Source organism: Legionella qingyii, assembly GCF_003184185.1.
This window is the reverse complement of the sequence record NZ_QHJG01000046.1, coordinates 1-15,911: the sequence shown is the minus strand read 5'-3', so window position 1 is coordinate 15,911 and position 15,911 is coordinate 1. Positions and strand designations below refer to the sequence as shown.

Genomic DNA, 15,911 nt, shown 5'->3' with positions numbered 1-15,911 from the left:
TGCCTCCTTTTAACTACATCTGAGCAATTGGAGTTAACATGGGCGTCATATTATTTAAAGTTCAAGGTGCTACAAATACTTCTGAAATAAAAAGTGAAAATCGACATCCTTTAACAGTAAAATTTTAAAATATTTTTAGTTTTTAGGTTTGCAGATAACTAAATTAATGTCGACTACAGATACAAGTTGTATATTACTTTTTTAGGAGTGAGGGTTATGAGAATTGAATCTTATATTAGGAAAGGATTTTTATTTGGAAAGTCTGTTGGAGGAAAATTTTTAAGAAAAATTTTTGGATCTCCCGGAGAATATCTAGGTATCTTTTTTGGTGGGTCCATTGGACTATTTTCAGGGCTTGTTGTTGCTTTTATCGATTTACTTAAACGCTCTATAGAAAAAGTAGCTGATTTATTGAATGATTACTCCAATTATATAGGTTCAAATCCGTTTTTTTGGATAGGCTGGGATTCTCCAGATGATTATTTTACCAAAGGTCTGAACATTATTTATGGAACAATAGGCCTGTTGATGGCCTTACCTCTTTTTATTATTACGAAACCTTTAGATTATTTGTTTGATCTAAAGGACACGACAAGCCAGGCTACTCTATTTTTAACCTGTGGTGTTTCTTTCTTCATAGCTGTTCCATTAATCATTTTTTCCTATCCTATAAAATTTCTCTCAGAGGGTTTTGTTACTATTTACGAGTGGTGTCATAAGGAATTTATTCATTTGGCTGCAGATAGTTATAAAAACCAACTGAGTGAAAATATGAGTTATAGGGAGCTAATGAAGTCCATGGAATCTCAGGACATAGATAAACCAGAATATAAAGAGAAATCAGGTAAACCAAAAAAATTGGCTAGAACCCTTTGTTCATTGTACCAAGATGACGTTTACAGGCAAACGATAAATGCCGATGCTGAACTCCGTATTTATGTAAAAACCATCGTAAAATCTTATTACCTCAAACATCATGGTATGTTTCCAAAAGATAAAAAAGATGACCAATCGAAAGGTCAGGAGTTAATTGAAAACTCAATTCCTGTGATGACTACAGAGGTGCGGTAAATGGCAAAAGAAAAAACTGATTTTGATTACAGAAATGTAATATATCGAGCAGGCACGAAAAGAAGTAGGGAATTTTTTAACTATCAATTACGTATTGGAATCGATACTAAATGGTTAGCTTGTGGTAATAACTCAGATATTGTTTTTGATATCCTCGAGCAGCTTTTAAAAAATCATCCTTTAATTAATTATTATAAAGTCACGGGATTAGCGAAATATAGAAGAACCGAAGAACTTGAAAAACCATTAAATAAGAACTGGCTTTATGGAACAAGAGATGAACGAGGATGCGATCGAGATCAAATGGGGAAAGAAGTTTGTATTTATCTTTTCAATGACTGCGATGTTAGTCAGCTACCCCAGCTAAAGCACTTACTTTGTACTCTTTGGCAAAGGTTGCAAGAGAAGAATGTTCCTCTAAGATCCTCTGTCGCTCCCGGTGACAAACCAATTTTATTGAATAACATTCCTACTCCATTTGCTTATACTTTTGAGCGTAATAATGAGTGGGAAACAAGACATGGTATTTTATGGAAAGATATTACAATTCATCCTGATGATCAGTATCCAAATCACGTATTAAATACAATCGAATTCTCTGCTCAAGATTTAAGTCAACACGGCATAGTATTCAACCCCCAAAAAGATTTCGAGGCCTTAATTAAACTCCATAAAAAATCCATAAGCATTTTCCAAGAAGAGGTCAATAAATTAATCGATTCTGATGAGATAGATTTTAATATTGATATATTATTTCAAAGGTTAGCTTCCTTAAATAAGGAAATAAAAGATGTATATCAAATAGGTTCTACAGAAGAACCATTATATGAAACAGATGAGGTTGTTAAAAACATTTATGCTAAGTTCCCAGGTAAAATGGAACATACAATTATACGTCGAAGCTCGATGATGGATGGTAAAAATGAATCAGAATTAAGAAAAGCTGTAAATCAAGAACTTTTGGATATAAAAAAAGATTACACATCTTTGCAACATCAACTGCATCCTAGTCTCGAAAGCGTTTTCAATAAAGTAACCGAAAATCTTGATAAGCTAATAAAAAAGAATCCTTATAAAATGCAAACGTTGTATTGTCGTTTGGTTCTATTAAATAAACAAGCTCTGGCCTTAGAAAAATATGAATTAGCAATATCGCCACCCAATGGTACATTAGCTGCAATTCAAAGCTATCTTAAGAATCGGAATAAGTCCACCATGAATATATTTTCTTTCTGGTTTGATTATGATCGAGGAAAAAACCGCGCTAATCTATTTAGAGGACTGCTCCAAAAGTATGCCCATGATAAACCTATATCTGATTTGCTTATTTATTGTTTATTGGCAAGTAATGATGGCAGCAATTTAAAACAGGAAGTCATAAGAACCCTCGGCTATTCAGATAGATCTACTGCTTTGCAAACATATAAATCTGAGTTAAAAACTTTATTTGATAATCCACAGCTTTTACAGCAATTAAATAAAGAAATTATTGCACCTATTATTTGGGCCACAAATACAAACGGATCATTACAACAAATAGAAGTAGTGATAAGCAAATTTTCCGAATTAGCCTCTATGAAAAACTTTTGTATACCAGGTTCATAGGATACATTGTGAATTTTCAGCAGAGCATCAATAAACGAGTTAACATGTAACCTATTGATTTTCAATTATCAATTATTGGGTCTTGTTGTTCTTATAAAGGCATGCAACCCAATAATGCCAGGCAAAGACTTACAAAAGGTGATTCAAAAATCTCAAGAGGAAGTAAAGGAAATTATCACTCTTCAGAAATTACTAATAATTGCTGCGCTTTTAATTGCTTATCTCGAGCTGTACCTGTTTGATAGTCAATGATTTGTACAAAAGAACTTTTNAACATTTTAAAACAGAATAAGCTTTTGCATAGTCTTCATGCTTACGCATAAAATCCCTAAAAAATATATGACGTAAAATTTCTGTTGATCCCTGTTCAAACAAATGAATATTATGGGTTCTTTTATCTTTTGATTTCCAGTAGAAACGCCGCCCAGGAATACCCAGGTGATCTTTCAGTCCAAAAGCTCTAGTTCGTTGCCTGTAAGGTCATTGAGCGATCAATCAGAAATCAAGGTGCTTGTTATTTGCCTTTTAAATGAAATACAATCGCTCCTTTTTTCTTATTCAAACTTAGAGTACCAATTTTCATGTTGATATCCCTGACCAAAAAATACGATACCTCAAAAAAAGAGGAATACAACAAACTGTTAAAACATCTGAATGATTTAAAAACAAAGGATAAAAAAAAGGCTAATTTAGAGATTAAAAAACAGATTGAAGATTCTCTGTTACTCAATAAAACAGATCTTGAATTGTATAGCAAATGCACCCAAGAGGGGGAGATCATTCCACGATCTTTTAAAATGGAGTTTGTCAAAGATTATGATATGCAAACGACTACACGTCATTATCTATTTTTAAAGGGCGAATTTTATATTTTGCCTCACTCGGAAAAATCTGATGACGTCCTTTATGCATTAATTGATAAATACATCTATGAATCGATGCGTCATGATTTAACGGAAGAACCTTGCCTCAGCTTACGTGCCGCTATCAATAAATTGCGGCCTCAAAGCAAGAACCGTTCGCTGAATTATTTTAGCAGACTGCTTGCTCAACAAGAAACACTTGCTAAAACATATTATAGTGAATGTTTATCTGATGATTCAGACAGTGACGAGGAACAAGAGTTTATAAAAACACCCAAAAAAGAACGTGAAGCGAAAGATCTGCAGGCTAATATTTATCGTAATACTGCTCAAGCAGGTAAATTTTTCACGGCATTCAAAAATCATAAGCAAGTGAACGATACCACACCCAAATTGAGAGCTGACATCCGACGTCCTAGTAATTTCGCGCGAAGACAAGCCAAAAGCGATTTGAATGCTATTAATGATCGCTTAAAGGCTGGCCAGTCAGTTAACGATGAGTTTTTAGCATCATTAAATACCAAGTTTCTAGTCGCTCAATATCGCGGGATTCATTACGTAACAAGTCGATGGGATGCCGAAGCTCGGCGAGCACATCGTGAAATGGATGAAATGGGGAAACCGCAATATTCCAGTGCAGTTTTTAATGCAGAAGGAGTAGAAGGGTATCGTGATATGCTCAATAAAGAGCAAGATAATCCCGATTTTCATGTACATTTAACCCAAGCTGCTGTGGTAATACAAAACTTATTGATTGAAATGCAGGAAAGCGATCCTTGTTCTTTCAATGGGTACGCATATCAAAATCTGTTTTTACTGTTACAAAAACAATACTCAGCAGATTACGATGGATTTCCTAGCTGGCTAGATGCTGAATTGAAAAAAAGAAACAGTATTCTTGCGGGTTATCTGGAGAGCAGGGAGCGCCCCTTACTCTCAACCAGTGATGTTCCTAATCATGCATTAAAATATGCGTTTGGTGTAAAATTATACGAAGGCCATAAAGATGAGCGTTTACGTCCGCGCTGGAGAGAGAATTTGCGTGCTGAACGCCCTTACTCAGGTAAAGTGTATTTGAGTTTGCATCCTTTAAGCGATTATGCACAGCATAAGCCATCGCATCTTACATCCTTATTTAAAAAGGGGCTGATCACTTTGGGGAATGTAATCGTTGCCGAACGTGAAACATCCTTTTTGGCCTACATGCCTGAAGATCGAGTCGCTTATCATTTCAAAGCCAAATATCCGTCCTTTAGTGGTTCTTATAAAACGATATTTCATCATAAATACGGCATTAATAAAGAGATGTATCTAGCAGTGCAAGAAGCACTTAAAAAGCATGCTCCTCATACTGAAGAACGGAAAAATGTAATTAAGTCACTAGGGGACTATTTATCCGCATTTAATGAGGTACGCCTGGTTGATAAGGCGCAAAGTTTGGCAAGAGAACGAAATAGTGTTTTGATTTACAGGGATGAAAACGGCTATTTTAGTTTTGATTTGCCTGATACGCCGACCACTGCTAATAAACGCCTGGCCTCTATTATTGAAGCCGAACGTACTCTATATAAAACCATTGCCGATGGCCGGGGTAAGGTCTTGAAAACCATCAGCCGTGAGGTATTTGATGAAGAAGAGAAAAAGATTCGTTATGTGCAGCGGCATTTTAAACTATTACTCAAGAATGGGTATTCACTTACTGATTTTAAGTCTATAGATTTTGAAAAAATAGAATTAATTCATTGTGATTGTTTGTTGTCAGCTATCGCTGAAAATGAAGTCACTTTAGCTCAATTAACTGATTTAACCAGCGAACAGTTAGGTCTCATTTGTCAGGACGAAGTGATCGCTGCTATTGAGGATGATGCCGATGTTTTAACAACAATCTTATCATTTTCTGCTGATATGCTGGATTTTCTTGGCAATGAGCAATTCCTGGAGCTCTTGGAAAATCAGCATCTTTCTATTGATGATATCGCTTCCTTTGATTGCGACGAGCTGGCTGACCTGTTTGAGTTTAATAACCTGGAAAAACCACTTAGCGAAGGTTATTCCTTGGAACAATTGATAAATCTGCATAAAGAAGATGCTAATCATATTCGTTGTTTAACTACTGATGATATGACTGACATTGTATTGGATGAAGCGCCCGATGTGCCTGATTTAATCTTAAAGTATGCTGATGAGGACGGTGTTGATTTTGATTACATTCACCAAAATCTGTCTTATTCAGAACGATGTTTATTTAACTTATGTTTGAATGAATATTTTGATAGGGACAATTCTGCATCCGAATCTGAATATGGAGCTGACTCTAGTTCTGAAGATGAAGATTCAGATAGTTATTCTTTGTCTTAAATAATAGTTCCTTATGGTATGCCAAGGGGTTTGTCGCAAAATTTACAACAGGCGTAAGCCAAATTTATTTTGGGCGAACTCATGCAGCGAGTCTATAGAACTGTTCAAAAATAGTTTGATTGACAGAGTGAAGGTTTATTCTTATAAACATGATGCAAAAGTGCTTTATATCGATTATTGGGTAAGTTTACTGTTTCAGTGACTTTAACATCTGTGTTACCAAGTTGGTTATGAAAGCGATAAAAACTAGATAAGCAGCCCAGAATAACGTTTATAGTGGCAGGTTTTCTTGCCGCTTGGATTTCATGTAGATCAACTATCGGAGTTGGTTCTTTTGACTGTCTTAACCAGCCCACAAATCCAGCTAAGCTTGCAAGGTTAATGGTTTGCCAATTAAGTTGTTTATCAGCTAAATAATCCCAAAATAACTTCAAGCAATACACATAGCTTTTCACTGTACACGGTGACTTGTCTACATTATTTAGATAGCGAACAAACTCGGTAATGGGTTTAATCGGCAAGTGGTTGTCATCAAGAACTATCCATGTGACATCATAAGAACTCAATTTAATTTTTTGGACTTTCATAAAATACCTCAATGAAGAACGCGAATATACGCTTAATTTCTATCATTGAATACTATGAATACTACAATTAATTTAAGTCTGATTATCTATATTAAAAGAACCAAGAGGATGTCGTTCACAACGTTCATAACGATTAGGTAGTAAATATATCTCAGACATTTGTTTAAGTTCAATAGATATTAAAAATATATCTTAATGAATTTAGACTGTAAAACATTCAGTCTTATTATTGAAATAACATAGTAAAAAATTGTAAAATGTCCTTTTTTTGTGCTCCACGACTTATTGGAAGTATTATGAAAATAGCATTTTTTGTTAGTAGTGTAGGTGATACAGACTTAGCTTTAAAAACGATTAATGCTCTAGAGCATGATGTCCGACAAAAAACCGTTCTTATTTCACTAACCAAAGCTGCTCAACAACGTGTGGATAGCTTCCAATCATCATCATTAGTTAATAAAATATCACTTCTTGAAATTCTCCAATCTAACTCAGACTCCTTTCCTGAAGGGTTGTTAACTAAACAACAAATTAATATGGTAGGGCAATATATTCAAAGCCAACAGATTGATTATTCCTATTTTGGAGTACCATCTGTAAACAATGAAATTCCATTCCAGTTGGCAGAGTCTCTCAATATTCCAGTATTAATGGCTTATGAGTTTATGTTCAAGCCAGATAACCATTGCTTATGGAATCATGTATCTTCCTTAGGCAAAAAATCCAATGTTAAATGGGCTATCCCTTTGGACACAGCTAAAGAAGATTTTCAGGTTCCTGGTGATAGTCTATTCGTCACTGGACATTTAAGTATTGACAATGCTTATATACCAGGCTCTGGAAGTACAAAAAGCCCCAAGGAGCTCAAAGAGACTTTACGGGTTTCACCAGATAAATCATTAGCATTCATAAGCAGCACCACTCAACCAGTTGAAATCGATTCAGGCTTTTTGGATTGTTTATTAACAGAGTTAAAAAAGCATCCGAACATGCAAGTTCGTCTTGGTCTCCATCCCGGCATACAAAATTTGGATGTTTATTTAGCAGAGATTTTAAAGATCTATCGAAAACATCCTGAGATAAACGATCAATTTAAAATTATTTTACCAGATAGTATTGTGGGTCGGATTAAAGTACCTGAATTAACCATTAATGATCCTATTTACCAGAGTGCTTTTTTAAGGGTTAATATTACGGGGAATGAGGCTGCATCTGCTGCAGATAGAATCGCACAAGCGGTACCTGGTGCGCTACTGAATCAAGCCGTGTTGGAAGGCAAACCAACTTATTCGCATTTGGGAAAACCTTATTTGCCCCGCCAATATTTTACTAATACTATAGCTTCATTTTTTACAGCTGAGCATCAACCAGCTCGTTTGAAAGAAGACTTGGGATTAGATAAAAAAACGGCACCAGAAAAATATGCCGATATAATTTTGAGATAGGCCTAACTATTGAGGGTTAACCCTGTGTTGATAAAACTACGAGATAAATTGAGAGTGGTTTTATCAACACAAGGTTAAAGTACTACAATTGAACTAATCTTCTTTTTTATAAAGCGCAGCATATGCTACTTCGAGTTGTTTTTTTAATTCATCAATTTCCTGCCTCAACATTTTGTTTTGCTTGATGAGTACACTAATTTCCTTATCTTTAGTGATTAATTTGGCAGCTTGGTTTTTCATATAAAGATTATACCCATCTTCATTTTTGGCTTTAATAATTAATTCTTTTATTTCATCAGATGCATACAACCAGGTTTTTGAAACCTTAGCAAAACTTGCAACTGATTCAAAATTAATAGGTAATGATTGTTCTTCCATAGCTTTTAAAGCTACTAAAACCCGTTCAATAGTAGCAGCCCGTTTTCCACGTGCTGCTTCCTTTAGAGCCTTAATTTGATTTTCTGTGCCTTTATTCATCGCTTTAATTTTCCAATGTACTAATAATTAACTTTAAGTTGCTGGCTACTTCAGTATTCATCTCAACAATTCGTTGCCAGCCATTTTGTTTTGCATTTTCAATGACTTTAGCAGTTTCGTCCAGCTGGGATTTATGCTGTTTAAGATACTGCTTTGATGTTCTAAAGTGTGCGCAGGTTAAACAGGCATTAGCATGGGGGCATTTTTGTTGGGTGAGAGGAAGGGCGCATAAGCCATTGGGCAGGGCTTGGGTCATAATATTTTTCTTAAGCCAACGCGCATTAATCTGATCGTCGGAGGATTTAACCTTGCCTTGGATATCTATAAGCTTCTCCTGATAATCAGTAAAAGCAGCCTTCATAGTTTCATTATGAATATGGGCATAGCGTGCAGTCATCTCAGGTGACTCATGGCCAAGATAATGTTGAACCATTACCTGTGGCACACCAGAATTTATCATCTGGGTACCTATCGTGTGCCTAAATTGATGTGAAGAGAACTTCCATACCACCCCGTTGGTATCAATAATATTCTTTTCAACGGCAAGCTTGTTTAAAACTCTGTTAATATGGGGCGCTGAGACAGTAGGGGATTTTGATACGACGCATCCTGGGAAAAGAAACTGCAATCTGGAGGCTGTTTGTCTCAAGTATTCTTGCTGGGCCATAACAGCATCAACGCAAGCTTTAGAGATAGGAATTAAGCGAACCCTTTTAAGTTTATTTTCATTTACTCTAAGAAACCAATCACCATCATTATCTTTTTCCAGACAGTTAAAATTGAGATGGCAAACTTCACTAATTCGCCTGCCAGTTTCCATCAAAATGATAACAAAGCGCTGCATCCAATCAGTTAATCCATTAAGATGCATTTTTAACTGAACCAGCACCTCATTGCTGATGTACCGTGGGACAATTATCGTGCGTCGAGGAAGATCTGAATCAAATATGATAGGCTTTGCTGGCCAGTTTAGCCATTCCTCTTGTAAGGCAACCTGATAAAATAGCCTGATGTTTATTAATGTTATGCCTCTGGTCATGGGGCTTAAACCTTTTAATGATAGAAACCGAATAAAATCAACTATAAGTGCTCGGTTGATATTATTAGGGGCTAAGCTAATTTCCAGTGTTTGGAGGTAAGAATCCAGATGATTAAAACTTCTTATATATCCTCTACAAGTTGAAAAGCTTCTCGTTGCTGCCTGTAAACGTACGAATTTCATGGCTGCTTTTTTTAACCACGTAGTAGTAACATTTGAAAATGGTAAATAATATGCTCCTTGGCATGCAGCAGGGCTTAATCCTACATCACTAGCCAGCCAAACATCTTTATCAAGTAGGGCGTCATATTCTGATTGGTTACATGGATTATATGCTATTGCTTTCATTGGCCATTCTCCTGAGTGGAGATATAGTGCTTAAAGGCTTGTTTCATAGCCTTATTATCAATATGCGTATAAGTGTTTATTGTTGTTTGTATGCTTGCATGACCTAATCGTTGTTGTACCAACGCCATATCCCAGCCAGCATTAATCAACGATGAAGCATGCGTATGACGAAGCATGTGTGGACGAATATAAAAGCTACATTTTTCACTGAGAATACTAAATAGTTTTTTGACTGCTGAATAACGGAGCGGCTCATAGGAATTAAAGTTAATGAATACATATTCATTAAGCCTGTTTTGTTTCTTACTTCGTTGAGATTATCAATGCGATATTTGACGTGAAGGTCAATTACCTGGTTGGTGCTATTGATATTCCTTAGCCAGCCAACAAAACTGGCTAAGTTTGCCAAGTTTATTCTAGACCATTGTATTTGCTTTTCTGACAAGAACTCCCAAAACAGCTTCAGATGGTTAGCATAGCTTCGGACGGTACACGGTGACTTATCAACATTATTAAGATATCGAATGAAATCTGTAATTGGTTTAATCGGCAAATGATTGTCATCAAGAACCAGCCAACTGAAATCACAAGGACTTAATTTGATTTTCTGTACTTTCATTATTTACGCTCCAACGATAATGGCTAAATATATTGCATATATCTAACGTTGTGAACGGAAATCTAATTAGGTCTGATTATCAAAATAATCAGACTTAAGATATGCGGATTTGACTTGCGCTGTGATGTAAAAATAACAACGCCTGTGTATTAACTATGGCCTTTAAATGTCCCCTCCCATCTACTGCGCCTCTATTTTGAACCAGCCCCAGCAATTTCAGCTGTTTTTTTGTTTGCGTCTTACCCACTCAAAAAAGGAGAATATATAAGGCTAAAAAACCGCCTAATAATTGCCAAATTGCTGAAACAAATTTTCTTGGAATGGCATTGATAAATGTGGCAATTCAATTGGGTTGTCCGCAAAAATAAGATTACCATCTTGTGTAAGTGTAAAATATTCTTTTGACTTATTCGTCTTAGAGAGTTCGATACAAGCATGTTTAATTAGGTTTTCTTCTGTATTTGCTGGCTGTCGATTTAAATACGGGCTAGTTTTACCTTGCCTAATTAATAAGGCATCTTGCCAAAGTAAAGATTAAGCGCTGTTTTTCCATCTTTATCTTGTAATATTGGATTAGCACCCGCTCGTAAAAGTAAATTACTGATTACATCATATTGCTTTTCAGCTGCACGATGTAAAGCTGTTTGTTTGCTGCTAAGTCCTGCCGCATCAATGCCCCCTGTTTTTTTAACGATGTCTATTAATTTTATCGTCTCTTCTAAATTACCTTTAGCCGAAGCCTGTCGAATTGGAGGTTTGATGCATTCAAAGGATATTAAGAAAAAAGCAGAAAACCTATATAGGTTGTAGTATAGTCAATAAAATGATATCGCTAATAAAGCTAGCGATACATCTAAAATTAGTGACAGATAAATGGACCGATAGTTATGCAGCAAAGCCAGCTTAGCATTTAAATTGGATGGTTAAATCGGAGTATGAAATGGTTGGCGAGAAAGAACGATTTGGGGAAATTGATTTAATCCGCTTCTGTGCAGCTCTTTCGGTCATGATTTATCATTACCAAGCAAAATATATAGAAAATTCTACGGAAAACTCTGCTTTGGCTACTTGTCTATATAATTTCACTAAATTTGGGTACCTTGGCGTTGACCTTTTCTTCATCATAAGTGGTTTCGTGATTTTTGCTTCTGCTTCTGGGCGCACTAGTTTTCAATTTAGTATTTCTAGAATTACTAGAATATATCCAACATATTGGGTTTGCGTATCGATAACTGCTTTAATAGCAATTATTCTTGAGGGCACTGCAAGTCAAATTACTTTTAAATACTGGCTTGCCAATCTTACTCTTTTTAATACACGATTTGGCATTGAAGATATCGATGGGGTCTATTGGACTCTGGGAGTAGAAATCAAATTCTATTTCTTTATTTTTGTGTTGCTGGTGTGTAACCTTTTAAAATATTATAGGGTTTGGATAACTATATGGCTCATATTAACCATTAGTTTCTTACTTTTTAAACAACCATTCTTCTTAGGTTGGTTTATTTCACCTGAATATTCTTCATATTTTATCGCCGGGATTGTTTTTTTTCTCGCAACACGAGGCGGATATCAAGTGTTTCATATCATTATCCTCTCCATCACTCTTTTAATTTCCTCACTTAGAGCTATGGAGGCAATAGATGGATTTATATTGCATTATGGTGTTTCTGAGATAGACAGATTTATTGCTGTGGGAGTTGTATGGTGTCTTTACTTCCTGTTCTATTTAATTTCTATTCGTAAGTTTATCATGAGGGACACTGTATTTGTGTTGGCATTAGGAGGAATAACCTATCCATTGTATCTACTGCACAATCGGGCTGGTAAAAACATATATGATTTCTTTTCCGGGTCAACTCAAAGGCCTTTTCTTTTAATCTCGATCGCTATTTTAATGTTATTTGTTTCACTTCTCATTCATCTTTACTTGGAGCGAAAAATAGCAGATAAACTTAAGTTTTACTTAATTTCAGCAGGTGAAAAAGCGATTTATTTGTATAGGAAGGTAGATAGATAGTTGTCGGCTGGGCGGCTCAAATTTCACCACATAGATATTTTTATTAAGTACTTGCTGTTTAGATTTTAGCACTTTAAGATCCATGTCCCAAAAGGAAGATGATTGGGTTTATATTCTCGGACATTGAGATTAAAACCATCGATACAATTTGGATGTTCTTATAATCATTAACAAAAATAATATGAGGTTATAATAATGTTCAGTAAAATCAGAATATCCAGAACAAATCCGTCTTCTTTTAAAGAAGATATACCTGAAGATCTAGTCAAGGCAATTACTTATATGAAATGTGGTCGGTTGCAATCAGCCGAAAAAATAATTAAAGAGCTTATTGATATTTTTGAATATCAGTTTGAAGAATTAATTAACTCCCCTCTTCAATACCAAAAAACAAATAAACATACTCTATTTCTAAACGAAGTAGTAAAACTTTATCCTGATAACGACATGGATTTGATTGAAATTCTTCTAAGTAATGGAGCTAATCCATGTTTGGCTGATAGTGACATGATGTCGGCTATAACATTAGCTGCAGATATGGGTAAAAAAAATGTATTAGAAACTTTAATCGCCTCCACACTAAGATCATCAATGAAAATATAAACCCATGAGAGTTTAAATCCTGAGTTCGTGGGCTCCGTATCATGGAGCCCTGGCTACAAAACTACAAAAATAACATGTGACTCATTCATCACGAGTAATCAAATAAATCAATACAGCTAAAACCGCTATAAATAATCCAAACGATTATAACTCATTACTTTTAAAGAGCCCTATTTTCTCAATTTTATTGGCGCGATAGGCCTTAACAACATAGGGTCCCTTTTCTAGTTTTAGACAATAAACTCAATTTGACCTATTATAATACATAATATTTGTTTTTTATTCACCGAGAGCCATTGTTATGTCCAACCCACACTTAGAACAAGAGAATTTAGAAAAAAACAACAAGGAAGCGGCTTATATTCAGATGATCGTTAGTTTAGACAAAGAGGATCAATTAGCGGAAATTCTAATCATTGAAAGAGAAGAAGAAATTAAAAAAGATTTGATAAATAATTTGGAAAATGATGAGAATTCAGAAAAGGAAGCACTTGAAGATACAATGTTTATAAATAAACCTCAAAAAAAGGAAGAGGAAGAAGAAGAGCCTGAACTAATTGTTGCAGTTCTAGTTTATGATCCATCTGGCAAGATGCTCGCTTACAGTATAGGGCGAGGCTCTGCTTCAGATACTTTTCATGACATTTCTCATCTAAATATAAATAAAAATGATTTTAGCAAAGATATGTTGGCAACGATTCGAGCTGGTGGAATTGGGGCAGTTGAAGAAAAATATCCCGGAAGTAGAACTTATCAAGATAGTATGCTCGCAAAGTTCTTGAATCAAATATCAAAAGATCTATATGGAGATGATATTGGGCAACGCAAAGGGGAAAATGCACGTGTAGAACCAGCAAATAAAGCCGGAAAAAATGAACACGCACTACAAGATCATGAGAATATGGACGCTCCGCCACTCACAGCATTATCAGATACCATAACCCAAGCAAATAAATGTTCTAAGAGTTTTACTCTAGACATAGGGAATTCTGAAAGCCCTGAAATAGAGAGCAATGATTCAAAAGAAACTATAACACCACTTCTTAGGTAGTAATTAGGCATCAGCCATTTGCATTCTAATAGCGATTCAAGGATAAGCTAGTGCGTTATGGTTATCAAACAAGAGGGGGCAATACCCCGGCCCTCCTCGTCTAGAAGAAGATTTTAAATAATTGAAGATTTTATATTTATTGGTCCATTTGGCTCATCATCAGCAATAGGATTTTGATAAATATTAAATTTTACTAATATTGATGTTACTAAAGTATCAGATGGTACAGACAAAAGATTACCGATGAATTCGGTAAGAGTTTTTATAAATTCTGCAACAGAATTTTTCATTTCTTGAATATTATGGAACCTATCAATATCTTCATTGCGAATGTATGAAACATCTACGTTTTTAATGGTTTCAAACAAATGCTGAGGGTCTTTATGATGCCTTAATGCGTCTTTCATTAAACTTGAAATCTCAAGACAAGTATAACCACCATTTTCTATGAGTCGTTCTATAAAGCAAGCCACTTCATGTTCATATGCATCCTGAGTAAGGGTTTGTTTCAATAGTTGTAATCGTAGAATTTTATCCAGAAGTTTCGCATCCGTACTTGTGTGAGTCGGATCTACCCACATTCCTGTGGTCTTGTTTGTTATTAAGTTCTTTATAGAGAGTGAATGAGTGAATCCAGAACTATTGTTTAGGTTTTCATAGCACATAATAAAGTGATTATCTTTATATATTTCAAACATAAGGATTTCTATAAAAGTAAAAGAAAGTGCAGTTTATCATAAGATTATAAAAATGCTTATTTTGCGGACAAAAATAGATATTTGTTTTTGTCACCAAGTATAATTAAATTATACTTATTTTTGATTTAAAGGCTTCTGTTGATATTCATAGACAGAGTCGTCAGGAAATTCTATTGGCATACCTCCTGCTCCAAATAAAGAGGTTATTGAATTTCCTAAAGAAAAATCAGTATTCTCTTTCTCATAATAGCGATGGGTAATTAATGCTAGTTCTTCATCTAATATTTTATTTGCATCATTTCGTTCAGCCTTATCTGGCTCTTGATTTTCAGCTAAATTCAGTAAATTCCATAGATTGTAACGCAACGTTCCATATGAGTCATTGCTTAGATTTATTCGCTCTGCTTTAGCTTTAAAAGTACGACCTTGGTCATCTATCATTTCGCCAACTTCAGCCAATCCTCCTAATTGATGAATTATGCTAAGAAGCATCTTAATATCTTTAGTATTAAGAGTTTTGATGTCTTTAGCTTTAAATAATAATTTGTGAATAGCAGCTTCTGAAATTGAGACATCATGAGCGACTAAATAGCTAATCAACTGCAAATCCCTCGTTCTACAGGCGAGATCTAAAGCAAAATCTCCCATTGTATTAATAGGATAAGTAAATTCAACACCATGTTTTACGAGAATGTTTAGCATCGTGTAATCAATTGTTTTCTTAGATAAAACCGAGGATAAAGGAGATTGATTTGTGGGGGTGATAATTGTGTTAATGAAATCTGGGTATACTTTAAGCATCTCCTCTGCTTTTTCGTAGAAATTGTTATACACTGCATCAACAAATGTATAAAATTCAGGCTCAACACTATTGTGTTTTACATATATTACTTTAGGAGCAACACCCATTATAATCCTCAAATAAGGTACTAAATAATGTCAAACGAGATTAAAAAGAGTACAAAGAATCGATTACTCTGTCAATAAAAACTATATTATATCTTTTTTAACCCAATGAATTTACTACATAAAAACTAGCGATAACCATGCTGCCCTAAACAGGGGCAGGGCGATTTCATCAAAGTTTAAGAATAGAACAGATTGATATGAGAATTCCTAGATGTTTA

At 35.0% G+C, this 15,911-nt stretch carries 16 protein-coding genes and 1 pseudogene; 8 read left to right on the top strand and 9 right to left on the bottom strand.

The window, feature by feature from the left end; all coding sequences use genetic code 11:
- The first annotated feature begins 216 nt into the window (after window positions 1-216).
- From DGG96_RS18940 to DGG96_RS21095, 3 genes are all read left to right on the top strand, one after another.
- Window positions 217-1,071 carry a hypothetical protein gene (locus DGG96_RS18940; RefSeq protein WP_110144049.1) on the top strand — a complete coding sequence of 285 codons (855 nt, stop codon included), beginning with the start codon at window positions 217-219 and terminating at the stop codon, window positions 1,069-1,071.
- Window positions 1,072-2,676: a cytochrome P450 family protein gene (locus tag DGG96_RS18935; protein ID WP_110144048.1), complete on the top strand. Its 1,605-nt coding sequence runs from the start codon at window positions 1,072-1,074 to the stop codon at window positions 2,674-2,676.
- Window positions 2,677-2,790: 114 nt separating this feature from the next.
- Window positions 2,791-2,928 carry a hypothetical protein gene (locus DGG96_RS21095; protein ID WP_205872630.1) on the top strand — a complete coding sequence of 46 codons (138 nt, stop codon included), beginning with the start codon at window positions 2,791-2,793 and terminating at the stop codon, window positions 2,926-2,928.
- On the opposite strand, the gene DGG96_RS21470 is transcribed toward DGG96_RS21095, so the two are convergent.
- Window positions 2,887-3,114, bottom strand: a complete 228-nt coding sequence (locus DGG96_RS21470; RefSeq protein ID WP_420844230.1) for a GrpB family protein — start codon at window positions 3,112-3,114, stop codon at window positions 2,887-2,889. The two genes, DGG96_RS21095 and DGG96_RS21470, sit on opposite strands and share 42 nt — an antisense overlap.
- A gap of 143 nt (window positions 3,115-3,257) precedes the next feature.
- On the opposite strand from DGG96_RS21470, the gene DGG96_RS18925 reads away from it, so the two are divergent.
- Window positions 3,258-5,897 (top strand): hypothetical protein, encoded by a 2,640-nt coding sequence (locus DGG96_RS18925; RefSeq protein ID WP_110144046.1) that lies wholly within the window; start codon window positions 3,258-3,260, stop codon window positions 5,895-5,897.
- A gap of 104 nt (window positions 5,898-6,001) precedes the next feature.
- Here the strand turns inward: DGG96_RS18925 and DGG96_RS18920 are convergent, their stop codons facing one another.
- Entirely contained in the window at window positions 6,002-6,484 is a 483-nt protein-coding gene (locus DGG96_RS18920; protein ID WP_110144045.1) for a site-specific integrase, read from the bottom strand.
- A gap of 296 nt (window positions 6,485-6,780) precedes the next feature.
- On the opposite strand from DGG96_RS18920, the gene DGG96_RS18915 reads away from it, so the two are divergent.
- Window positions 6,781-7,929: a hypothetical protein gene (locus DGG96_RS18915; protein ID WP_110144044.1), complete on the top strand. Its 1,149-nt coding sequence runs from the start codon at window positions 6,781-6,783 to the stop codon at window positions 7,927-7,929.
- Between the two features lie 93 nt (window positions 7,930-8,022).
- On the opposite strand, the gene DGG96_RS18910 is transcribed toward DGG96_RS18915, so the two are convergent.
- From DGG96_RS18910 to DGG96_RS21465, 5 genes and pseudogenes are all read right to left on the bottom strand, one after another.
- A complete protein-coding gene (locus tag DGG96_RS18910) occupies window positions 8,023-8,406 on the bottom strand; it encodes a DUF6262 family protein (RefSeq protein ID WP_110144043.1) in 384 nt (127 codons plus the stop codon).
- Window positions 8,407-8,410: 4 nt separating this feature from the next.
- A complete protein-coding gene (locus tag DGG96_RS18905) occupies window positions 8,411-9,793 on the bottom strand; it encodes a tyrosine-type recombinase/integrase (RefSeq protein WP_110144042.1) in 1,383 nt (460 codons plus the stop codon).
- Entirely contained in the window at window positions 9,790-10,065 is a 276-nt protein-coding gene (locus DGG96_RS21090; protein ID WP_233590625.1) for a tyrosine-type recombinase/integrase, read from the bottom strand. The genes DGG96_RS18905 and DGG96_RS21090 overlap by 4 nt, the downstream gene beginning before the upstream one ends.
- Window positions 10,066-10,175: 110 nt before the next feature.
- Window positions 10,176-10,412 (bottom strand): annotated as a pseudogene (locus DGG96_RS21235) (site-specific integrase); the annotation flags it as partial.
- Between the two features lie 506 nt (window positions 10,413-10,918).
- Complete coding sequence (locus DGG96_RS21465; RefSeq protein ID WP_420844229.1) at window positions 10,919-11,086, bottom strand: hypothetical protein; 168 nt, start codon at window positions 11,084-11,086, stop codon at window positions 10,919-10,921.
- A gap of 266 nt (window positions 11,087-11,352) precedes the next feature.
- Here DGG96_RS21465 and DGG96_RS18890 point away from each other — a divergent pair, with 266 nt between their 5' ends.
- From DGG96_RS18890 to DGG96_RS18880, 3 genes are all read left to right on the top strand, one after another.
- A complete protein-coding gene (locus DGG96_RS18890) occupies window positions 11,353-12,432 on the top strand; it encodes an acyltransferase family protein (protein WP_158618895.1) in 1,080 nt (359 codons plus the stop codon).
- A gap of 195 nt (window positions 12,433-12,627) precedes the next feature.
- The gene (locus tag DGG96_RS18885; RefSeq protein WP_110144040.1) at window positions 12,628-13,035 is read left to right on the top strand and encodes an ankyrin repeat domain-containing protein; all 408 of its coding nucleotides are present in this window, start codon (window positions 12,628-12,630) and stop codon (window positions 13,033-13,035) included.
- Between the two features lie 301 nt (window positions 13,036-13,336).
- Window positions 13,337-14,086 carry a hypothetical protein gene (locus DGG96_RS18880; protein ID WP_110144039.1) on the top strand — a complete coding sequence of 250 codons (750 nt, stop codon included), beginning with the start codon at window positions 13,337-13,339 and terminating at the stop codon, window positions 14,084-14,086.
- A gap of 113 nt (window positions 14,087-14,199) precedes the next feature.
- Here the strand turns inward: DGG96_RS18880 and DGG96_RS18875 are convergent, their stop codons facing one another.
- Window positions 14,200-14,784, bottom strand: coding sequence for a hypothetical protein (locus tag DGG96_RS18875; protein WP_126955731.1), 585 nt, complete (start codon window positions 14,782-14,784; stop codon window positions 14,200-14,202).
- A 114-nt stretch (window positions 14,785-14,898) separates the two neighbouring features.
- Complete coding sequence (ankJ, locus tag DGG96_RS18870) at window positions 14,899-15,705, bottom strand: Dot/Icm T4SS effector AnkJ/LegA11 (RefSeq protein WP_133249346.1); 807 nt, start codon at window positions 15,703-15,705, stop codon at window positions 14,899-14,901.
- Between the last annotated feature and the right edge of the window lie 206 nt (window positions 15,706-15,911).